Below are 20,091 nucleotides of genomic sequence, written 5' to 3'. Positions count from 1 at the left end.
AGCCTTTCCGGATCAAGAATTCCGGGAAGGCTTTTCTATTTTACCTTTGAAAGCAGCTTTGGATCCCACGCCCAATGTCTTCATGATGGACATCAGATCGCTGGGGCTGAGGTTGCTTGCCTTGATTTGGGACTTTTCGAAAATCACCAGACTTCCTTCCCAAGAACTCGGCGCAGACGGAACAAAGACCATCACTTCCTTTTCGTTGAGTTCCTCTACCAAAAAAGCAATCATCCAGCCATCGATGGGTACTAAGACCACCGGATATTCCTTTTCTGAATCCAGTCCTACTTTGGACTCAAGGCTATTTTTCATCAGCTGGTAGCCGGGAAACAACACCAAAAAATTCTCCTCGAGCAACAGAATGAGCTTTTGACTGACTCCCAGCCGGGCCACCCAGCCTGCTCCAAAGCAGATCATAGTCAGTAGAACCACGCTCAGAGTCATAGCTGAAAGAGGCAGATGAAAAGGTAGATGTTCGCGGATGAGATGAGAGAGCGGCAGGATAAGTTCCACTGCTTTCTTTAACAAAACAATCACGATGACGAGTGGCAAGAGGAAAAATATCCCGCCTTTGACAGTCTGGGTGAAAAGTGAAAAGAGGACCTTCATGTGTTTATAATTTATTTTTAACTGTCGGATGGAATCTCGCCTGCAGTGTTCGTATCGCTCCGTGTGAGACTGGCAGCAATGCTAGACATCATGGCGTTGACTTTTAATGAAATTATCTCTTTATCGGGGAAAAAAAATAAAAAGCCAGAGCAGAAAGTCTGTCTGGCTAAAGCAAGTCAGGAAGCCGCATCAAAGATTCCCTCTCAAGGCCTGTTCGCGCTCGATGGCTTCGAATAGGGCCTTAAAGTTTCCTTTGCCAAAGGACTTGGCGCCTTTCCGCTGGATGATTTCAAAGAACAGTGTCGGTCGATCCTGCACCGGTTTGGTGAAGATCTGCAGTAGGTAGCCTTCCTCGTCTCTGTCCACGAGAATGTTAAGATTTTTTAGGGGTTCGATGTCCTCATCGATCTTTCCCACCCGATCCAGCAAGTCGTCGTAGTAGGAGGATGGCACTTCGAGGAATTCCACGCCTCTACTTCTCAATTCACTGACGGTATGACAGATATCGTCCGTAGCAATCGCCATGTGCTGCACACCAGGACCTCCGTAGAAGTCCAGATACTCTTCGATTTGCGATTTCTTTTTGCCTTCGGCGGGCTCGTTGATCGGGAATTTGATGTAGCCGTTTCCGTTGGACACGACTTTGGACATCAGGGCGGAGTATTCTGTGGAGATGTCATTGTCGTCAAAGGTCAGGAGCAGCTTGAAGCCCATCACGTTTTCGTAGAATTCCACCCAACGATCCATTGCGCCCAGTTCCACATTTCCCACGCAGTGATCAATGTATTTCAGCCCAATTCCTTCGGTTTTGAAGTTGCTCTTCCGGGCCTGGTACCCGGGGAGAAATACGCCGGTATAGTTTTTTCTTTCCACAAAGGTGTGGATCGTTTCCCCGTAGGTTTTGATGGAGGCGACTTTCACTTCTCCAAACTGATCTCTGATCACCTGAGGTGGAGCAGCCGACTCAGCACCTCTGGAAGTGGTTTCTTGCCAGGATTTTTCAGCGTCATCTACCCAAAGAGCGAGTACTTTCACCCCATCACCATGTCGTCGGATGTGGTCGGCTATCGGGTGGTCGGAGTGGAGGGGCGAGGTGAGGACAAGGCGGATTTTGTCCTGCTTGAGGACGTAGGACGCACGGTCTCGGACGCCGGTTTCTGGACCTGAGTAGGCAATCAGTTCGTACCCGAACGCATATTGGTAGTATAGCGCGCTTTGTTTGGCATTGCCGACGTACAGTTCGATGTGGTCGGTCCCGTTGAGCGGGAGAAAGTCTTGAGTCATGGCTAAATTTGGGTTTTGAATTCTTCTCTAAAGTTAGAAACAAAACCAAAGATTATTTGGTGAACGTCAATTCTTTTTTAGCTCCTTTAGGATGATCTCGATCCGTTGCTCTACGCTGAAATCCCCGTCAATTCTCAGCGTCGGAAAAGCTAGATTCTGAAGCCAATGCTCATGAACTTTGATGTTTCGGTTGGCGATACCGGTGCAATCGTCGTAGTCTCCACACCACGCTAGAAATTCGCGGGTCTTAGCGCGCTGGATTGGGTCGGTGTAAATGGCTTCTCCGTAGCGGTCAAACTCACGCTTTTCGATTCGCTGGAGCCTGATTTCCTTTGGGATTTTCAAAAAGACCACCAAGCTGTAGTCCGGAAAGATGTCCGTTCCCCAACTCAAACTCGATCCGCCAAAAATCCATTCCCTGTGCGAGTGGAGGGTATCTTTTATCTCCTTATTTCGGATCAAAGGAGGCTTTTTATGTGTAAAGGGCGGGTCAGTTTTCTCCCAGAAATAACTGTCGCTGTCAAAGTAAGGGATGCCCATCTTTTCTCCCAAAGCCAAACCTAAAGTCGTCACACCGGAGCCCGACGCTCCGAAGATGTGAATGCGATTCATGCTATTCTTGCGGGTTTTTGTTTCGCCAAAGTGTAATCCAGGCCAAGAGCAGAAAGGTCAATCCCCAACTTCCCAACGCGGTGTCCATTGCCAGCCAAAGCAAGAAAAAATAGTAGGGGATAGCCAGCGTAAATCCGATCAGGAACTTCCAGGTAGAGCTGAACACTTCGTCCTTTACGCTGGACTTCTTCCACAGCCACAAACCGTAAAGAGGGAAATTGAAGATCTTCATCAGCTTGTTTCCTACGCCGTTGATAGCTCCGACTGGGTTGGGTACCGTGCCGGTCGCCAGAAAGACCTCGACGTCTTTTTTCGAAGTTAAGTCGACTTCGTGCTCGATCAGTCGTTGGATTGTAGCCTCATAGTCCAAATCCGGGACGTCCACGATGAGTGACTTAAGGGCTTTTTCCACGCTTTTGGTCAATTTGCCGGATTGGGACGAAGGCATGTCCACGGGAATTGTTTCACCGAAGGTGATCCTCACCCTACTTCCCGAACGCATGTGAGCACTGAACCCGAGTCCGACCGGCAAGATCACAGGCTCGAGCTCAGGATACTTTTCTTTAAGCCCAAAGGCCATGCGGGTAAAACCCTTACTGAGCGGCCTGAGGTTTCTCACACGGCTATGGCTGCCCTCGGCGAAGATGACGACCGTTCCGTTTTTGCGAAGCACCTCATAGGTGTCGTCAAATGTTTGTTGATTTTGCTGGATGGTAGAGAAGCCATCTCTAAGCCGATACACGGGAAGCATGCGGATGAGATGGAGGAGCTTACGGACAAAAGGATTGGTGAAAACTGCCGCCCGGGTCAGAAACCAGGGACTGAGTTGGGTGTGTGTGGCCAAAAGTAGCGGGTCGATGAGCGCATTTTGGTGATTTGCCACCAAGATCACCGGCCGGTTTTTTGGGATATTTTCTTTGCCTTCGACGATGATCTTTTTGAAATAGCCATGCAGCGCGACTTTCACAAGCAGTCTGAGAATGGCGTTAATAAGGTCTTTCATGCGTTATAACTGCTTTTCTATGGCCACATAGCCTGTCCTGTCCGCCGCGTCGGATCGGGAGAATCTCTTTTGATTGACAATCACCTCGCTTTATTGCGTTTTCGGCAAGATCGATGTCAAGTAGATTTATTCCATAAGCTGGCGATGGTCATCCCAGAGATCAGATGCCAGATGCCCCACCAGGCAGCGATGATGGCCATACCGCCAAGGCCGTCAAAGTAAGTAAAAATCAGCACCAGCCCCAAACCGGAATTTTGAATTCCTGTCTCAATTGTCAGCGTTTTTACGTCTGCGAGGGGAAGTTTCGCGATTTTTCCGGTCAGTAATCCAGCCGAAAGCGCGACGAAGTTGTGCGCCAAAACCCAGAGAAATATGACCCCGATGTACTTGAGAAACAGATCAAAATTGCCTGCGAAAGCGATCACGACAAATGCTGTAAAAATCAGGATACTCAGCGGCTTCAGGATTTTGGTAGCCTTTTCCGCAAATCTTTCAAATTTTTGGCGGGTAAGAATTCCAAGTAGGAGAGGCAATCCCAGAATCAGTACTACGGTGAAAAATACGTCACCCGTATCCAGTTCGATCACCCGCAACATCGCTGCCGTAGGTGGGTAAAAGCCCGCCCAAAGTGTAAAATTCAGCGGAGTAAGGACGATGGCTGATACGGAAGTGAACGCGGTCAAACTTACTGAAAGTGCTGTATTTCCCTTGGCCAGGTTGGTCAGGAAATTGGAAACATTGCCCCCAGGGCAAGCCGCCACCAAGATCATTCCCAAAGCCACACTTGGAGGAGGGGCAATCAGGTAGACCAGCGCCCAGGTCAGGAAGGGCAAAAGAAAGACCTGAGAGAAAACCCCCAGAAAGAACCCTTTTGGGTTTTTGGCCAGGTAGCGAAAGTCTTCCCATCGCAGATCCAAGGCGACTCCGTACATGATCAGAGCTAAGGCCAAATTGAGCAGAAGAAGATCCCCTTGGGAAAAATTCAGACGGATCGAGTCGAGTGGGTCGGGCGAAGACATTGCCCGAAAGTCACGGGAATTGTGCAGATAAGCAAACTGCACGAAAGAGATAATTGAAAAACGCAAATTATTTTTAAGTTCACTTGGAACGACTGTAACGAATCCCTTATTTTTAGCGTCATGGCTAAAAAAAAACCTATGAAAAACTTTTTCTGCAGCGTTGTATTTTTGGGAATGGCCACTTTCTCCTGCTCGGATGATCCGGGCGCTGATCCGGTAGTAGGTTGTGACGTTGATAATATTTTTGAGTTGCCTTGGATAGCAGAGCGGATTGAGGACTTAGAGAATTCAAAAATTGGTAGAGAATTTTCCTACCTCCACTCTGGACAATACGGCTCTCAGACGGTTTTTATATTTGGCAGCTGTTGTCACTATTGCAGTATGGCTTCGCCATCCGTTTATGATTGCAATGGAAACGAATTGGGACGGCTTGCGGGTGATGGAATCGAATGGGATATCAAGGATTCTCAATTGATATGGAAGTCGTCCGAAAACTCTTGTAACATCTAAAATTTAACAATTTATGAAAAACTACATCTACCTCTTCGCCTTTTTGGGATTACTCGCATTTTCCTGCTCCGATGATAACGATCCGATTAAAGCATGCAATGTGAACAACGTCTTGGAGTTACCTTGGTTGCAGGAGCTGATCGCGGAGACCGAAGAATTCGAAATCGGCAGAGACTACGCTTACATTACGATGGGGACGTATGATTCCCAGACGGTCTTTGTGTCGCAAAACTGCTGTCCTTTGTGTAACTCGATCGTTGTGGTGTATGATTGCAGCGGAAATACAATAGGAAAAATCGGATACGAAGGAATTTCTGCTGATGAAATCACCGACAGAGAAGTGATTTGGAAATCGTCCAACAACTCCTGCAACATCTAAAATTTAGCAACCTATGAAAAGCTACATCTATCTCTTCGCATTTTTGGGATTACTCGCTTTTTCCTGCTCCGATGATCAAGATCCGTCTTGTGATGTAGAAAATGCCATTGATATGCCTTGGCTGGCTGAGCTGATTGAGGAGAAAGAGAAATATCTTATCGGTCAAGACTACTCTTTCCTCTATACTGGAATCTACAAGCCCGGTGCCATGAAAAATCAGCGTCGAGTTTTCCTGTTTGGAAATTGTTGTCCCGGTTGCTTGATGACTCCTCCAGCTATCTATGATTGTAACGGAGAGGTGCTCGGCCAACTAGGAACAGAAGGAATCGAATGGGAAAAAATCACAGATTCTGAGGTGATCTGGAAGTCGTCCAACAACTCCTGCAACATTTAGAAACGAATGGCAATGGAAAGAAACAAATGCTAGTTTCTTGTCACTTTTCCAATCCCGTTGATCTCTTCTTTGATCACGTTTGGATTGCCGGTGTAGCTGACTGCTCCGATGCCATTGACGGTGATGGACAGGTCGCCGGTGCAGTGCACGGACACTCTGCCGATCCCGGAGCTCGTCAGAGTCATATTCTGCGCGTCAAGTCCGGTTGCTTCGATATTTCCTATACCTTCGTTTGAAATGGTAATCTCATCGGCGCTGCCTTCCAGTGTCAGATTTCCCAAGAGGTTAAAGTCTGCATCGATTTTATTGGCGTCAAAGTCCAAGGAAATATTGCCCACGCCATTGCCATTCAGCTGGAGATCCTCTACTCTGAAAGATCCTTCGGATTTGAGATTGCCCACCCCGTCAAATTCCATCATTTCCAATTCGCTCAGGGTCAGATACACGTCCGGCTTGGAATCTCCGAAAAAATTATTGTTGATTTCGTCAAATTTCAATTCCAACATTTCGCCGGTTTGGGTGACTTTTAACTTCTTGATTTGATCTTCTTCACCTTCAATTTTTAGCGACGGCTTGTCGCCCTGCGAAAGGTACAGATTGAAAACCCCACTGACTGACAGCTGAGTTACCTTGTCCAAATCACGCTCCTCCGAGACCCGATTGTCGGATTCTTTAGAGGAAAAATTGGCCGTGCAAGCGGACAACGTCAATACAGCAAACAGGATTAGAGATGCGGATTTGGTCTTCATGGGGTGCAGGGCTGGATTTTGAATTGAGCGAAAGCTGTTTTCTTCCCTTGAAGTTAGGCATGTTCGCGAATAAATCATAGAAAGGCGTTTTCAGAGGCCATGACCGATGAATCAAGAGAAGTCGATCAACTAGCTAGATGATTACTTCTGCGTTTCGCCAAACATCCTTTCCCGGTGATGGAATCCCCATTTCGCCAACTCTTCGATGACCGGCTGCAGCGTGGCCCCATAGTCTGTGAGTGTGTATTCCACCGTCACCGGAATCGTGTCATAAACCTTCCGGCTGACCAGTTGATTCAGTTCCAATTCTCTCAGTTCTTTGGCGAGCATCCGGTCAGTGATCTTGGGGATTTCTTTTGAAATCTGCCCAAATCGCTTGTTTCCGAAGGTCAGGGCGATGATGATCGGTATTTTCCATTTCCCACTGAGTACATACAAAGCGTCCGACACCGGCAGCAGCATTTTGTTGCAAGAGCCGTGGGTTCTTTCTTCTGTGTGAGTTTCCAGCATGATAAATTCAGAGTTACTATATCGGAGTATAGTACTATACATGGGTATAGTACTTACTTATGTATAGCAAACTTAGCTAGTTTTGACCCGAAAACAAACCTAGACGCTTTCAATTATGAAGACCAATCGAATTATCTACTGGACTACCACCGGAATCGTTGCAGCTATGATGCTGTTCAGCGGATTCCTCTACCTCACTAGTGAAGAGATCAAAGCCGCAATCAGCACGCTGGGTTTCCCGGAATTCTTTCGAGTCGAACTCGGTGTGGCTAAGATCGTCGGAGCTCTCGTCCTGATCATTCCGATTTTCCCCCGGTTAGTTAGAGAGTTTGCTTATTTCGGATTTGCGCTGACGTTTGTATCCGCTACGTTGGCTCACATTTCCATAAACGATACGCTGTCAGCGACAGCAGTGCCTGTTTTACTCTTGGGAGTCTTGGCGGTGTCGTACGTGTATGCTAACAAACTGGAACTGAAGCTGGCGAAGTAAAGGAGCTGGCATGCCTGCAAACGCCTGCCGATTGCTGTGCATCCTCTAAGAAAAAAAAAAGAAGGAGCATCATTGGTGTTCCTTCTTTTGTTGTAAGGCTTCTCATCTTTGGATGACTGCCAAGATATGAATACAAATAGTCACTTGTAGTCCAACCAGTCGCAGGCGGGTTGTGGATCGGATAGCGCTAAGGCCACGAGTTCCCGGACTGGTTTCAGCCCGTTTTCGCTGTTTGTCAAGTAGACCACCGGATTTCCGGTCTCCAGGTTGGCGGCGAAAAAGCCTCTGAATGTATAGTTGTCGCCCCATTGGAAGATTTGCTTCCCAGCAGTCGTTTGCTGGATTCCAACTCCCAACCCCCAATAAAGTTCCTGCTTTATTCCTTCCTTAGGTTCAACTGGGACAAAAGGACTGAACATCAACTCCTGTAGTTTGGGGCTGATACGCCTTCCTGCAAGAAGTGCCTCCAGAAACAGTCCGAAATCATAGGAGGTCGTCTGCAAAGAGGCGGCGGCATTTCCGGTTTGGATCTTGTTTTTGGATTGCTGCTTTCCGTCCTTTTTGAAAGATAGACTGTGATTTTCCTCAAATTCCTCCAGAAACACGTAGCTGGAGCGCGTCATTCCCAAAGGAACAAAGACGTATTCTTGCGCCAATTCTTCCAGCGACCTGCCTTTCAGATGCTCGACTACTCGCTGAAGCCAAACATAGCCCTCACCCGAATAGCTGAACCGCTCACCTGGGGCGTATTTGAATCTGAGTTTACCCGATCTCCAATTGGGAAGTCCGCTGGTGTGGCTGAGAACCATTTTTGCAGTGACCAGTTTAGAATGTGGCTCGTCCTCGATATCAGCATAAGTGTAGTAGCTGGACAGGGGCGCGTCCAGTGTCAAAATGCCTTCGTCCACCAATTGCATGACCAAGTAGGCAAAAATCGGTTTGCTCAGGGAAGCCGCAGAGAAGACCGTTTCTTTATCCAGCAATTTGCCGCTTTTGTTTGCTTGACCCAATGCAACGCTGTTCGTTAGCTTTCCCGCCTCAAGAGATGTGTAGGAAATCCCCGGAATCTCCGCTTCTTTTATGATTTCGGTGATTGCATCGGGCAAGGCTTGGCTTTGGGCTAAACTCGAGCCAAGGCTTATCCAAAATACGCTGACAATCGTGGCACAAAATTTCATAGCAAGGGTGGTTTGGTGACCAAAATACAGAATTTCTCCACCAAAATTTGCAGGCTGTTTTGTGCATTTTCCGACTGGAACTGAGCAAAATGAGAAACCAAAGCCGGACCTGTTAAATCTTGAACGACAGCCGTTTTTACAATAAATTCCAGACATTGACTTTCAGTTACGTAGGATGGAAGTCCGTTATTTTGGAAGGCAAATCGCATTTGAGCCCGTAATCCATTCATTTCCAATATCTGCCGCTTATCCAGAATGCCGACCAAGCTGTTGAAAAAGAGCCATTTTTCCCGGTAATTGGTGTTCTGCCCACAATAACCGATGATTCGAGTCCTTTTTTTTGTCCTGATTCTGATTTGTTTTTACTCCAATGAATCCCTTGGACAACGGACAGAATTGAGTCCCGAGCTTTTGGCTTGGTATCAGCAGACGCTGCCTTTGTTTCAGGAGGTGGTAACTGGAGGCCAATATGCGGATGCACCTGCCAATTACCTTGGTACGCCTTTTTATGAGTCCCGGCAATTTGACTTTGGTGAGATTTGGGTCAATGGCCTGCGGTACTCCAAGGTCCAGTTACTTTATGATGCGTGGGCTGATGAAGTGGTGACTTTTCATCCCATCTACAATCAAAAAATCCTGATCAAGGCGGAAAAAATCGAAAAGTTTGTGTTTAGCGATGGTGCTACGTTCATTAGAATCGATTCCAATCCCGGCTATGGCAAGCATCATCACGGATTTTATCAGCTGATCGCGGACGGAGAGCCAAAGCTGCTCAAAAAGCACTACCGTAATGTCGAATCCGTCAATGAAACCGGGCTCATCACCCGGGAATTCCAAGTCGGGCAGGACTACTTTTTTTGGTTTAAAGGAGAGTTTTGGAAAGCGGGCAGCAAAAAGGAAAGTGCTCTTGCCCTTAGCCTATCCAATAAGGAGGTAAACAGTCATTTCAGTGGAAAAGGGATCGTTTTCAAAAAGGATCCGGAAAGGTTTCTTTTGGAACTTCTTCAGTTGAAAGAAAGTACAGGTGGCGATTTTAAAGGATTTCCAGAAAGATGAATCGATTGCTGGGACTTCTGCTATTTTTTCTAGTGAGCCTTCCCGTGATGGCGCAGGACGAAGCTGCCAAGATCTCCGGGATGTTTATGGAGATGCCTTTTGCGCGTTTTGCAAAGTCCATCGAATCAGAGACGAGCTACCGCTTTATCTATCGGGATGCAGATGTCGAAAACTTCACAGTCAATCTCCAGGCTCAAAATGTCGAGTTGCGGACCTTGCTCAACCAAGTCTTTTCAGGATCGGGATTGTTCTACACCATTGACCCTGAGAAAAGGATTTGGGTCACCAAGGAAAAGCCGATGACATTGGATTTCACGGATACTTACTTCGATGTCCTTCCAAATGCCGACGCGGCCAAGAATCAAGAAGGTCTGGGAGAATTTGCAAAAAATCAGCGCTTTGTGATCGGAAGGTCCTCGGACAGTACGGTTTCCAAGCAAGCCACGCTCAGCGGAGTGGTCACCAGCGTGGAATCCGGCAAGCCAATGGGAGGAGCCGTGATCGTCGAGCGGGTCAACTATACGCAGGTGGTCACAGATTCGCAAGGCAGATATGCGATCACGCTAGACAAGGGACGCCATACCATCTACGTCCAAAATATCGGTGGGTATCAGGAGCGACGGCATATTGAGTTGCGCGGAGACGGGACGCTGAATATCGAAATCCAGGAAAGTATCCTGTCTCTCGACGAAGTGGTGGTGAGCTCTGGCGCCTTGTCGAATGTCAACAAACTCGAGATGGGCGTCCAGTCGCTCAGCATCGCGGAAGTAAAGCGCCTGCCCTCTGTCATGGGTGAAGTCGATGTGCTGAGAGGTATTCTGACCGTGCCGGGTGTCAACACCGCAGGAGAAGCCACGGTCGGATTCAACGTACGTGGAGGTTCGGCAGACCAAAACTTGATTCTCTACGGCCAATCTACGGTCTTCAACCCGTCACACGTGTTTGGCTTTTTCTCTGCCTTCAACGCCGATATGGTGTCAGGAGTGGAGCTTCACAAAGGTACCGTGCCGGTGAAATATGGAGGACGACTTTCGTCAGTCTTAGCAATCGAACCGAAGTTTGGAAGAGCTGAAAAGATCGGGGGATCCGGAGGAATCGGTATCTTGACGAGTCGGCTGAGTCTGGATGGACCGATTGGCAAAAATACCACTTTCATCGTCGGAGGACGGACGACGTATTCCAATTGGGCTTTGGATCTGCTCGAGGAAAACGCCGAGCTATCCGGTAGCCAAGTTTCGTTCTACGATTGGAATGCGAATATTCAGCACCGGGTAAATGAGAAAAATACCCTGGAATTCACCAGCTACATGAGTTCGGATAAGTTTCGCTTCGATCCGGATACGTCCTATTCCTATCAAAATGTAAACTTGGCGCTTAGCTGGAAACGGTATTTCAACGAACAGCTGGAGGGAAAAATCACCGTGGGGCGGGACACTTATAAGTTCAACATCGAAGGACTGGACAATCCGCTCAATTCTTTCAATTACGGTTTTGACATCGAGCAGCTCCAACTGAGAACTGACTTCGAATACCGAAAAGGAGAACACATCTTTGACTTTGGCTTTCAGGGAATCCAATACACGCTCAATCCCGGCCACATGAGTCCATTTGGAGCAGAATCCATCGTGACGGACAGACAACTCGATGAGGAAGTGGGACGGGAGTTTTCGCTTTTTGTCGGAGACGAGTTCCAAGTCAATGACAACTTGGCTTTTACGTTTGGGATGCGGTATATGGTTTACCAGCTTTTGGGTCCTGCCCAGTTCAAAACCTACACAGAAGGTCTTCCATACACGCCGGGTAACGTTACCGGGGAAGTAAATTTTGAGAAAGGCGAAGTTGTAAAGACCTATCAGGGTCCAGAGTTTCGCCTGGGCGGACGCTATAATCTGAGCAAGACTTCCTCGCTCAAATTTGGCATCAACACCATGCGCCAAAATATCCACCTGCTGTCCAACAGTTCGGTGATCACTCCGACGGACAGCTGGAAGCTCAGTGACTTGTACCTTGCTCCGCAACTGGGGCAACAGGCTTCTGTTGGGTATTTCCGTACGATCTTCAAAGGTGCCGTGGAGTTTTCCACCGAATTGTTCTATCGAAAGATGGAAAACCTGCTGGACTATCGGTCCGGCGCGTCAATCATTCTCAATGAGGACCTAGAGCAAGATGCGCTCAACACAGACGGCAGGGCCTATGGCGCTGAGATTTTGCTCAAGAAAAGCGAAGGGCAATTCAAGGGTTCACTGGCGTACACCTACAGCAGGTCACTGCTCAAGACCTCGGATCAGCCGAGCGTCGAGAAGATCAACAAAGGCAAGGAGTACTCCAGTAATTATGACCAGCCACATAACCTGGTGTTGGTGACCAACTATGAGTTTTCGAAGCGAATCAACACCACGCTAAACCTGAACTACAGCACGGGAAGACCGATTACTTTGCCGGCGGCGGAGTTTGACTACGGTGGCTCGGAGCGGGTCTATTACACTGATCGCAATTCCTACCGGATTCCGGACTATTTCCGGATAGATTTTAGCCTAAACCTGGAGGGAAGCCATAAGGTCAAGAAACTGGCGCATTCCTCTTGGTCTCTTGGCGTGTACAATCTGTTGGGCAGGACCAACCCCTATTCGGTTTATTTCATTCCTGAGGCCGGTCAGTTGCGGGGCTACCAGCTTTCCATCTTTGCGCGACCGATTCCTTTTATCACTTATAATTTCAGATTTTAATGAAATCGAGCATGACTAAAAAGTCACAACCTAGGATGATAATCAACCATGCGAGATTCTCCCGATCCGCCGCGGCGGACGGGACAGGCTATCTGACTGTTGCAAATCAAATTTTAAACCGATGAAAAAGGGAGCCATTTTCATCCTTCTTGGCTTTGCGGTCTTTGCTTGCAAAGAACCTTTTGAACCGGATCTATCCCAGGAAAATCTGCGTGTTTTGACGGTGGAGGGCTATTTGGATACCGAAGGCAAGCCCAGCGAGTTGTACCTTGGATATACACGAAGAATCTATGGAGACAATCTCGGCCCGGGATCGACTCCGGCAGTGGGAGCAGATGTCTATCTGGAGAGCTCTTCGGGTCAGCAATATGACTTACTGGATCAGGGGAATGGTTATTACCTTTTTGAGCAGGATGTTGCCGAAGATGATACCTATCAGCTCAAGATAGCTTTTGGAGGGGCTGAAAGCTACACTTCCGACCTCCTGCGTCCCCTGGTTTCCACTGAGATTGAGGATATCAATTTTGAGAAAGATGCGCGCGGAGTGGAGATATACATTACCACGAGGGGCTCTCGCGAAATAGACGATTTCATCTGGACGTTCTCTGAGACTTATTCCTTCTCACCAAAATTTGTCTCCCCTTATATCTATCGGGCAGAGACCAATGAGGTCGATACGCGCATCCCTGAGGAGACAATCTACCTTTGCTACCGGACCCTGGTGAGTCCGGATCTCATCTTGGAGACTTCATCAAATTTTGATGAAAATGTAATCTTCAAGAAGCCGATCACCCGGATCGTACCGGGAGACGAGCGGCTCTCGACCCGGTACAGCATCTTGGTTTCTCAGATGGCGCTTTCACCGGAGGCGGCCGAGTTTTGGGAGATCATGCGGCAAAACACAGACGACATCGGGACGATTTTCAGCCCGATGCCTTCCAATATTTCCGGTAATATTACCAATGATCAGGATCCCGAAAGGGCTGTCATCGGACATGTGAGCTTGGGTGTGATCTCGCAGCGCAGGTTGTTTATCGGTGTACAGGAGGTCAGTCCCTGGACCAATGATCTCAGCGCCTATTTTGATTGTGAACTGGATGCGGATACAGTTTCCGCAGCAGGTTTTGAAGAGCGGTTTGCGACTGGGATTAAATTCCCCGCGATGGCAGTCTTTGCGAACAGCGTGATCATCGGATACCGCTCGGCTCTGAGACGATGCGTGGACTGTACGCTCAGAGGAACCAATGTAAGACCTGATTTCTGGTGAGATTGACTATGAAGCATCTAAAACTAGCGTTCGTCTTGGTTCTGCTTTCATTCGTTGGAGAAGGCTTTGGTCAGACCAATCCTGAGTATGAAGAACGGGTTGGCTTTGCCATTCCGAAGACCATCTATTTTACCGGAGAAAAAATCTGGCTGTCTATCCAAGTTGAGAGCCTAGCTGGTGCCGCGAATTCCCGGATCGGCTATGCGGAGCTTTGGAATCGATACGGAGAATCTGTCGCCTTGGCTAAAGTCCCTCTTGAATCTGGACTGGCTTTCAACTTCTTGCAACTACCGGATGACTTGCCGTCTGACCAGTATCTGCTTCGCGTTTTTACCCGGGTCAGTCCATTTCAAAACTTGGAGGAGGGGCTGGTGCAGGAGTTTGTCACGGTCTTCAATCCGAGAATCCCCCCGGAAGTGGTCGCGGATCGGAACGAAAATCCAGATCAAGAACCTGACTCGCCGTTGCTTTCTGTTTCTTCAAAAAGCGTTCAACCGGGCGGGCAACTCGAAATAACTTACAGTGGATCCGACAGCTTGTTGGAGCTGGCTGTTGCGGTTGCAAACCCTTTTCTGAGCGAAGGGGGAAAGATTTCGTCCAAGGAGATTTATGAAAGCATCGAAACCAGAAAGGTCGTTCCGGAGTTTTATGGCCATATCATCGAGGCTAAAATCAGGAGTGACGCCCAGGATTCTACGATATCAGGACTTTACTATCTTTCACTTCATGGAGAAAAATCCGCCTTGTTTACGGATCGGCCGGATGGAGATGGAAGTCTCTTTTTTGATGCAGGGGGACTCAGGCACTGGGATTATCTCATTGCCCAGGGACGGGAAAACCAGCCCATGAACGATTTCGAAATTATCTCTCCAAGCCCTCAAACTAGATTCAGGACGGGATTTCAGTTTCCCAAACTTCAGATCAGTCCAAGTGACGAGCCACTGCTCAAGGAATTGCTGCGGGGAGGTGAGATTGAGGAGTATTTCGTGCAGGAATTTCAGAACGAGCCGATACCCGTCGTCACTGGGTTTGTGGAAGACCGTACTTTTATCCTGGATGACTATAACCGTTTCGAGGATGTGGAGACGCATATCAAGGAATATGTGCCGGAAGTCTCGGTGAGAACGAGAGAAAAAAATAAGGAGCTGCGGGTGCTGAATGTGCTACAGAACAGGTCATTTACCGAAAATCCGCTCCTGCTGGTAGACGCAATGCCGGTATTTGACGCGGGTTTTTTGCTGGGATTCAATCCTGCGAAATTCGAGAAAATGGAAATCCTCAGCCGGCCGTTTTTTCTCAACGAAGAAATCTATCCCGGTGTGGTCAGCTTCAGCTCGTTTCAAAACGATTTTGGAGGCTTTCCGCTTCCTACCAATGCGGTCTATGTGCCGTATCCCGGGATACAGCCGCCGGTGACTGAGCACAACACGCTGTTTGGTCCAGCTACTCAGGAGAGCGGGATCATGGACTGGAGGACTATTTTGTATTGGTCACCGGCTTCGGAGAGTCTCACCCAAGACAATTCCTGGTCTGTGACAGCTCCTTTGGTAAAAGGCGTATTTCAAGTCAAAGTCAAAACCCGCGATTCTTCCGGAAAAGTGAAGGAAGAATATGCCACGTTTGAAGTGAAATAAGGCGAGGGTCGCAGCACTTTCAAGCCTTCAGCTTTGGACCGGACTCGGCGGTTTAGCTGATGGATCCTTTTGGAATCCAAGTCTGTAGGTCTAGCAAAAGCAACTCAAACGAATCATCAGAGCAAAAAAATCCCGCCAAAAGCGGGATTTTGATGAGATCTCGTAGAGATTAATTTCCTGTAGTATCTGTTGTAGGAGCTGCTGCGGTGTCTGCCGCTGGAAGGAGACTCTCGTCGCCAAATGCAGGAGCTACTACTTGCTGCTTGGCACTTTCGATGTTTGGAGATGAGAATTGGTTTGGCTGGCTGTTGGTGTAGAACGCCGATGACGCCAAAGACAAAGCCAAGATTGAAACCGCAAGGATCCAAGTGGCTTTTTCCAATACGTTACCAGTTCTGGTCACGCCCATGATTTGGGAAGCACTGCCTCCGAAAGCCGCTCCGGCTCCACCTTTTGAGTTTTGGCCGAGGATTACTAAGATCAGCAATACCGCCAAAATCAAAATGATACTAATTAATGCAATAAACATATGAGTTAAATTATTCTTTCAGTTTTTCAATCAAGTCCGCAAAGTAAGCCCTTTTCTCGGGAAACTTCAAAATCAGCTTCTCATAAATTTCCTTCGCCATCCCTTTTTTTCCCTGATTGATCAAAATCCTCGCAAATGACTCAGACATCAGGTTGTCGTGAAGTTTGGTGCTGGAATCAGCGAGGTTTTCAGTGTTCTGGTTGGCCTCAATTTCCTTGATCGTGGCCAGTTTGATGTCCTTTTTGCTGAAGGCTTTGATCAGGTCGATCTGCTCTTTGGTCTTGGCATCGACGATTTCCCTTTTTTCCTTCCGTTTGATAGTCTCTATAAGGTCATCTTTGGGAGGGGGTCTTCTTTGGCGTTTGGGCTTTTCGACCTCCTGCTCTTCCGTCTCAGGACTTATCCCCTTGAGTTGTAGGCCAAGGTTTTTAAGCGATTCGGTTCTTTTGGCAGGATCTTGCGTGATTTCGCGATCTTCAGGAAGCAGGTCTTCCTGATCTTCGAAAGGTTTGAAATCTGCCGGAACCGGCTTTTCGATCAGTGTTTTTAACCAAATCCGATCGGGACTGGTGATCGCAGCCTGAGCAAGAGTCTTAGTCTTTTTTCCTCCGCTTTTCAGAAAATCATACCGGGCCGCCAGCACATGGGGAATTTGGAAATAGGGGAAATTCTCCTGCACTTTCTTGAGCTGGAGCAAATCGGCCTTTTCCAGATGATCGGCTTTTTGAATTAAATCAAGGAATTGAGAAGCGTTCACTGTCCGGGTTTTGGATTCAAGATAGCAAAATTACCAGTTGGCCACCGTGGCTGTGAAGATATCCTGGATGATTACCTCGAAAATTTCCTCTACGAGAATGTTTTCGACGTCCAGCAAGGTGACATTTCTAGGATCGTAATCCTTGAAGAACGTAAAAGGTTGCGTTTTACTTTCTTCCTCGTTGCTCAGGTTGATGTATTCCACCTCGACCGTGATCGTCAATCTCATCTGGCCCGCGCGGTCTGGGAGATTGGGGTCTCCGCTGGACACTGCCGCCTGAGGGGTCAGGGAGTATCTAGTGATCGCGCCGGAAAACTGCAGATCTCCATTGGTACGCGCCAGTTCCAGTTGCGTGTTTCGCTGATAGTATTCTTTGAACGCTTCGGTAAAGCGCTGCTCCATATTTGCTGGGCCTCCGCCGGAATCGTTGAAGAAGTTTTCGACGGAGAAAGTCTTCACCAATTCGTAGTTAATGTTCGTTCCCGTGAAGCTGTACTTCACCGCACAGGCCTGAAGTCCGAACAAAGCCAAAACCAGCAATGGGAACAAACGCTTACTCAATCTCATACTGTTTGATCTTACGGTAAAGCGTGCGTTCGGAAATCCCCAAATCGCCCGCGGCGTACTTTCTCTTGTTGTTGTGCTTTCGAAGCGCTTTCAGGATCATTTCTTTCTCCTTTTTTTCCAAGGAAAGCGAATTGTCGTCTTCCTCATGGATGATGTCCTCGATGGCGTCCTCCTCGTAATCTTCGTTGTTGATCGACGCGTTTTTCTGTGATTCCAAGACCAAAGGAAAGGAACTTCCGCTGTCCATGTTTTCTTTCTGCGAAAAACCAGCATCGAGATCTTCGAAAAGGCCTTGATGCTTTTGCATGATCGAGGAGTTCATTCCGCCATTTTGAAAGGACTCCAAAACGAGTTTTTTGAGGTCGTTCATGTCTTTTTTCATGTCGAAAAGGACTTTGTACAGAAGATCCCGTTCCGAAAAGTCGCTTTGCTCTCCCTTGCCACCAGAGCCCAAGGCCATCGGAAGGCGACTTGCGTCCGCAGGCAGGTATCTCGACAAGGTCTGTGCATTGACCTCCCTGTTTTCCTCCAAAAGAGAGATTTGCTCGGCAATGTTTTTCAGCTGTCGGATGTTGCCGGGGAATGCGTAACGCATCAATAAAACTTGCGCTTCTGCATCCAAACTGATGGGTTTGACGTGGTATTTTTCAGAAAAATCCCCCGTGAACTTGCGGAAAAGCAGCACCACGTCCTCACCGCGCTCCCGCAATGGCGGAACATAGATCGGAACCGTGTTCAGACGGTAATAGAGGTCCTCGCGGAACTTACCTTTCTCCACTGCCTTGAGCAAGTTGACGTTGGTAGCGGTGATGACGCGGACGTTGGTTTTCTGGACTTTGGACGAGCCCACTTTGATGAACTCGCCGTTTTCCAGTACGCGGAGCAGTCTCGCTTGGGTGCCGAGGGGCATCTCGCCGATCTCATCGAGGAAGATGGAGCCTCCGTCGGTGACTTCGAAATAGCCCTTTCTGGCCTCGTGAGCGCCGGTGAAGGAGCCTTTTTCGTGACCGAAAAGCTCCGAATCAATCGTTCCTTCAGGGATTGCTCCACAGTTGATGGCGATGAATTTGCCATGCTTTCGCAGTGAAAGCGAATGGATGATCTTGGAGAAGCTTTCTTTCCCGCTTCCGCTTTCCCCAGTAATCAGGACGGTCATGTCGGTCGGGGACGCCTGCATCGCGACCAGGATTGCCTGATTGAGTAGGGGGCTGTTGCCGATGATGCCGAAGCGTTGCTTGACGCTTTGAATTTCTGAGGGTGTGATCATAGAAGGATCGGATTTACTTCCAAAACCTCCCCAAACAACGTTGCTTGTGATACTTCGATTATTTTCACCCGGACGTAATCTCCTTTTTTAGCATGGTCGGCTGGGATGATCACGACTTTGTTGGCCGAGTTTCTTCCTCGCAATTGTTGGTCGGATTTCTTGGCAGTTCCTTCGATTAAGATCAGCTGTTCTTGGCCAAAGTCAAGTTTGTTTCGCTCTGATGAAAGTTCAGCCTGCTTGGTGATGACCTCTGCCAATCTTCTTTTTTTGATTTCCAGCGGGATGTCGTCTTCAAATTTCTTGGCGGCCAAAGTGCCCGGACGCTCGGAATAGAAAAACATGTAAGAGAAATCAAACTTCACGATGTCCATGAGTGACAGGGTGTCCTGATGTTCTTCTTCCGTCTCTGTGCAAAATCCCGTGATCATATCGGAAGAAATGCCGCATTCTTCGCCCAGAATTTCCCGGATGGCGGTGACTCGATTGAGATACCATTCCCGGTCATAGGTTCGGTTCATCAAATCCAGCATGCGACTGTTTCCACTTTGTACCGGCAGGTGGATGTATTTGCAGATGTTGTCGTACTTCTTCATCGTGTGAAGGACCTCATCGGTGATGTCTTTGGGATGGGAAGTCGAGAAGCGCACCCGCAGGTATGGGCTCACCTGAGCTACCATCTCGAGCAGGTGGGCAAAGTTCACCACTTGGGTAACTTCCTCCTCTTTCTTATTCAGCCGTGCTTTGTTGTTTTCTTCAGGCGACCATTTGTAGCTGTCCACGTTTTGGCCGAGCAGGGTCACTTCTTTGTATCCTTTTGAGAACAAGTCCTGTGCTTCCGCCACGATCGAATGCGGATCGCGGCTGCGCTCTCTTCCTCTGGTAAATGGCACCACGCAAAACGAACACATGTTATCACAACCTCTCATGATGGAGATGAAGGCTGTAACTCCGTTGGAATTCAACCGGACTGGAGCGATGTCTGCGTAGGTTTCCTCGCGGGAAAGGAAGGTGTTGACACCCTTCTGTCCATCCTCAGCGGCGGAAACCAGATTGGGGAGATCCCGATAGGCGTCTGGGCCGACGACCACGTCCACGATTTTTTCCTCCTGAAGGAGGTTTTCTTTCAATCTCTCTGCCATGCAGCCGAGTACACCGATGGTCAATTCAGGTTTAGCCTTTTTTGCTCTTTGAAAATCAGTGAGACGCTTTCTTACAGTCAGCTCGGCTTTTTCACGAATCGAACAGGTATTCAAAAAGATCACATCGGCTTGCAGAAAGTCAGAAGTGGTGTCAAAACCATTCTCTTTCATGATGGAAGCGACGATCTCCGAGTCCGCAAAATTCATCTGGCAGCCATAGCTTTCGATGTAAAGTTTCTTGGTTTTGCCGGTATTTTCGTCTGTGGTGGTTTTGTAATCGCAGGCCTGAGCCTCTTCCGCAGTGATGATGTCGATGTCTTTAATCAGATCCATGAATGGAGTTTACTTTTGTTGGGTAAAAAACCGCCGGGTTGGAAGACAATCAAACCGGGAAAGTTTCTTTCAGGTT

The 20,091-nt window shown here is 48.2% G+C and carries 21 protein-coding genes; 8 read left to right on the top strand and 13 right to left on the bottom strand.

The window, feature by feature from the left end; genetic code table 11:
• Positions 1–12: 12 nt before the first annotated feature.
• The 5 genes from G459_RS0124305 to G459_RS0124285 all read right to left on the bottom strand — a co-directional run bounded on the left by G459_RS0124305 (position 13) and on the right by G459_RS0124285 (position 4,530).
• Positions 13–612, bottom strand: coding sequence for a DUF502 domain-containing protein (locus G459_RS0124305; RefSeq protein ID WP_026969901.1), 600 nt, complete (start codon positions 610–612; stop codon positions 13–15).
• Between the two features lie 189 nt (positions 613–801).
• Complete coding sequence (gene hppD / locus G459_RS0124300; RefSeq protein WP_026969900.1) at positions 802–1,896, bottom strand: 4-hydroxyphenylpyruvate dioxygenase; 1,095 nt, start codon at positions 1,894–1,896, stop codon at positions 802–804.
• Positions 1,897–1,962: 66 nt separating this feature from the next.
• The gene (locus tag G459_RS0124295) at positions 1,963–2,508 is read right to left on the bottom strand and encodes a P-loop NTPase family protein (protein WP_026969899.1); all 546 of its coding nucleotides are present in this window, start codon (positions 2,506–2,508) and stop codon (positions 1,963–1,965) included.
• Position 2,509: 1 nt separating this feature from the next.
• Positions 2,510–3,511, bottom strand: a complete 1,002-nt coding sequence (locus tag G459_RS0124290; protein WP_026969898.1) for a 1-acyl-sn-glycerol-3-phosphate acyltransferase — start codon at positions 3,509–3,511, stop codon at positions 2,510–2,512.
• A 116-nt stretch (positions 3,512–3,627) separates the two neighbouring features.
• Positions 3,628–4,530: a bile acid:sodium symporter family protein gene (locus G459_RS0124285; RefSeq protein WP_026969897.1), complete on the bottom strand. Its 903-nt coding sequence runs from the start codon at positions 4,528–4,530 to the stop codon at positions 3,628–3,630.
• A 138-nt stretch (positions 4,531–4,668) separates the two neighbouring features.
• Here G459_RS0124285 and G459_RS0124280 point away from each other — a divergent pair, with 138 nt between their 5' ends.
• From G459_RS0124280 to G459_RS0124270, 3 genes are read left to right on the top strand one after another with little or no spacing between them, the layout of a single operon-like run.
• Entirely contained in the window at positions 4,669–5,040 is a 372-nt protein-coding gene (locus G459_RS0124280; RefSeq protein ID WP_157373450.1) for a hypothetical protein, read from the top strand.
• Between the two features lie 13 nt (positions 5,041–5,053).
• Positions 5,054–5,419, top strand: a complete 366-nt coding sequence (locus tag G459_RS0124275; protein WP_026969895.1) for a hypothetical protein — start codon at positions 5,054–5,056, stop codon at positions 5,417–5,419.
• A gap of 13 nt (positions 5,420–5,432) precedes the next feature.
• Positions 5,433–5,813, top strand: coding sequence for a hypothetical protein (locus G459_RS0124270; protein WP_026969894.1), 381 nt, complete (start codon positions 5,433–5,435; stop codon positions 5,811–5,813).
• 29 nt (positions 5,814–5,842) lie between these two features.
• On the opposite strand, the gene G459_RS0124265 is transcribed toward G459_RS0124270, so the two are convergent.
• Together G459_RS0124265 and G459_RS0124260 are read right to left on the bottom strand one after the other, a co-directional pair.
• The gene (locus G459_RS0124265; RefSeq protein WP_051315416.1) at positions 5,843–6,562 is read right to left on the bottom strand and encodes a head GIN domain-containing protein; all 720 of its coding nucleotides are present in this window, start codon (positions 6,560–6,562) and stop codon (positions 5,843–5,845) included.
• Between the two features lie 141 nt (positions 6,563–6,703).
• On the bottom strand, positions 6,704–7,114 hold the full coding sequence (locus G459_RS0124260) for a winged helix-turn-helix transcriptional regulator (RefSeq protein WP_342664351.1): 411 nt from the start codon (positions 7,112–7,114) through the stop codon (positions 6,704–6,706).
• A 73-nt stretch (positions 7,115–7,187) separates the two neighbouring features.
• On the opposite strand from G459_RS0124260, the gene G459_RS0124255 reads away from it, so the two are divergent.
• Entirely contained in the window at positions 7,188–7,562 is a 375-nt protein-coding gene (locus tag G459_RS0124255; RefSeq protein WP_026969891.1) for a DoxX family protein, read from the top strand.
• Positions 7,563–7,702: 140 nt separating this feature from the next.
• On the opposite strand, the gene G459_RS28535 is transcribed toward G459_RS0124255, so the two are convergent.
• Positions 7,703–8,740 carry a serine hydrolase domain-containing protein gene (locus G459_RS28535; protein WP_051315415.1) on the bottom strand — a complete coding sequence of 346 codons (1,038 nt, stop codon included), beginning with the start codon at positions 8,738–8,740 and terminating at the stop codon, positions 7,703–7,705.
• Between the two features lie 321 nt (positions 8,741–9,061).
• On the opposite strand from G459_RS28535, the gene G459_RS0124240 reads away from it, so the two are divergent.
• The 4 genes from G459_RS0124240 (at position 9,062) to G459_RS0124220 (ending at position 15,423) form a co-directional block, all read left to right on the top strand.
• Positions 9,062–9,796, top strand: coding sequence for a hypothetical protein (locus tag G459_RS0124240; RefSeq protein ID WP_026969889.1), 735 nt, complete (start codon positions 9,062–9,064; stop codon positions 9,794–9,796).
• The gene (locus tag G459_RS0124235; protein ID WP_026969888.1) at positions 9,793–12,522 is read left to right on the top strand and encodes a TonB-dependent receptor; all 2,730 of its coding nucleotides are present in this window, start codon (positions 9,793–9,795) and stop codon (positions 12,520–12,522) included. Before G459_RS0124240 ends, G459_RS0124235 begins: the two co-directional genes overlap by 4 nt.
• A gap of 121 nt (positions 12,523–12,643) precedes the next feature.
• Positions 12,644–13,789 (top strand): DUF4249 domain-containing protein, encoded by a 1,146-nt coding sequence (locus G459_RS0124225; protein ID WP_026969887.1) that lies wholly within the window; start codon positions 12,644–12,646, stop codon positions 13,787–13,789.
• An 8-nt stretch (positions 13,790–13,797) separates the two neighbouring features.
• The gene (locus G459_RS0124220; protein ID WP_026969886.1) at positions 13,798–15,423 is read left to right on the top strand and encodes a hypothetical protein; all 1,626 of its coding nucleotides are present in this window, start codon (positions 13,798–13,800) and stop codon (positions 15,421–15,423) included.
• A 169-nt stretch (positions 15,424–15,592) separates the two neighbouring features.
• Here G459_RS0124220 and secG read toward each other — a convergent pair whose 3' ends face one another.
• The 5 genes from secG to miaB are packed head-to-tail and all read right to left on the bottom strand — an operon-like array spanning position 15,593 to position 20,015.
• A complete protein-coding gene (gene secG, locus G459_RS0124215) occupies positions 15,593–15,952 on the bottom strand; it encodes a preprotein translocase subunit SecG (protein WP_026969885.1) in 360 nt (119 codons plus the stop codon).
• Between the two features lie 10 nt (positions 15,953–15,962).
• Positions 15,963–16,709: a hypothetical protein gene (locus tag G459_RS0124210; protein WP_026969884.1), complete on the bottom strand. Its 747-nt coding sequence runs from the start codon at positions 16,707–16,709 to the stop codon at positions 15,963–15,965.
• Positions 16,710–16,739: 30 nt separating this feature from the next.
• Entirely contained in the window at positions 16,740–17,276 is a 537-nt protein-coding gene (locus G459_RS0124205) for an LptE family protein (RefSeq protein WP_026969883.1), read from the bottom strand.
• On the bottom strand, positions 17,263–18,543 hold the full coding sequence (locus G459_RS0124200) for a sigma-54 interaction domain-containing protein (protein ID WP_026969882.1): 1,281 nt from the start codon (positions 18,541–18,543) through the stop codon (positions 17,263–17,265). The genes G459_RS0124205 and G459_RS0124200 overlap by 14 nt, the downstream gene beginning before the upstream one ends.
• Positions 18,540–20,015 (bottom strand): tRNA (N6-isopentenyl adenosine(37)-C2)-methylthiotransferase MiaB, encoded by a 1,476-nt coding sequence (miaB, locus tag G459_RS0124195; protein WP_026969881.1) that lies wholly within the window; start codon positions 20,013–20,015, stop codon positions 18,540–18,542. Before miaB ends, G459_RS0124200 begins: the two co-directional genes overlap by 4 nt.
• Positions 20,016–20,091: the final 76 nt, after the last annotated feature.

This window comes from Algoriphagus terrigena DSM 22685 (genome assembly GCF_000429445.1).
GTDB lineage: Bacteria > Bacteroidota > Bacteroidia > Cytophagales > Cyclobacteriaceae > Algoriphagus > Algoriphagus terrigena.
Note: the sequence above shows the minus strand (reverse complement) of the source record. Positions and strands in the feature narration are given on the sequence as shown.

Bases quoted from the DNA above. Each gene is read 5' to 3' on its own strand.
- G459_RS0124305 (WP_026969901.1), bottom strand. From the start codon at position 612: ATGAAGGTCCTCTTTTCACTTTTCACCCAGACTGTCAAAGGCGGGATA.
- hppD (WP_026969900.1), bottom strand. From the start codon at position 1,896: ATGACTCAAGACTTTCTCCCGCTCAACGGGACCGACCACATCGAACTG.
- G459_RS0124295 (WP_026969899.1), bottom strand. From the start codon at position 2,508: ATGAATCGCATTCACATCTTCGGAGCGTCGGGCTCCGGTGTGACGACT.
- G459_RS0124290 (WP_026969898.1), bottom strand. From the start codon at position 3,511: ATGAAAGACCTTATTAACGCCATTCTCAGACTGCTTGTGAAAGTCGCG.
- G459_RS0124285 (WP_026969897.1), bottom strand. From the start codon at position 4,530: ATGTCTTCGCCCGACCCACTCGACTCGATCCGTCTGAATTTTTCCCAA.
- G459_RS0124280 (WP_157373450.1), top strand. From the start codon at position 4,669: ATGAAAAACTTTTTCTGCAGCGTTGTATTTTTGGGAATGGCCACTTTC.
- G459_RS0124275 (WP_026969895.1), top strand. From the start codon at position 5,054: ATGAAAAACTACATCTACCTCTTCGCCTTTTTGGGATTACTCGCATTT.
- G459_RS0124270 (WP_026969894.1), top strand. From the start codon at position 5,433: ATGAAAAGCTACATCTATCTCTTCGCATTTTTGGGATTACTCGCTTTT.
- G459_RS0124265 (WP_051315416.1), bottom strand. From the start codon at position 6,562: ATGAAGACCAAATCCGCATCTCTAATCCTGTTTGCTGTATTGACGTTG.
- G459_RS0124260 (WP_342664351.1), bottom strand. From the start codon at position 7,114: ATGTATAGTACTATACTCCGATATAGTAACTCTGAATTTATCATGCTG.
- G459_RS0124255 (WP_026969891.1), top strand. From the start codon at position 7,188: ATGAAGACCAATCGAATTATCTACTGGACTACCACCGGAATCGTTGCA.
- G459_RS28535 (WP_051315415.1), bottom strand. From the start codon at position 8,740: ATGAAATTTTGTGCCACGATTGTCAGCGTATTTTGGATAAGCCTTGGC.
- G459_RS0124240 (WP_026969889.1), top strand. From the start codon at position 9,062: ATGATTCGAGTCCTTTTTTTTGTCCTGATTCTGATTTGTTTTTACTCC.
- G459_RS0124235 (WP_026969888.1), top strand. From the start codon at position 9,793: ATGAATCGATTGCTGGGACTTCTGCTATTTTTTCTAGTGAGCCTTCCC.
- G459_RS0124225 (WP_026969887.1), top strand. From the start codon at position 12,644: ATGAAAAAGGGAGCCATTTTCATCCTTCTTGGCTTTGCGGTCTTTGCT.
- G459_RS0124220 (WP_026969886.1), top strand. From the start codon at position 13,798: ATGAAGCATCTAAAACTAGCGTTCGTCTTGGTTCTGCTTTCATTCGTT.
- secG (WP_026969885.1), bottom strand. From the start codon at position 15,952: ATGTTTATTGCATTAATTAGTATCATTTTGATTTTGGCGGTATTGCTG.
- G459_RS0124205 (WP_026969883.1), bottom strand. From the start codon at position 17,276: ATGAGATTGAGTAAGCGTTTGTTCCCATTGCTGGTTTTGGCTTTGTTC.
- G459_RS0124200 (WP_026969882.1), bottom strand. From the start codon at position 18,543: ATGATCACACCCTCAGAAATTCAAAGCGTCAAGCAACGCTTCGGCATC.
- miaB (WP_026969881.1), bottom strand. From the start codon at position 20,015: ATGGATCTGATTAAAGACATCGACATCATCACTGCGGAAGAGGCTCAG.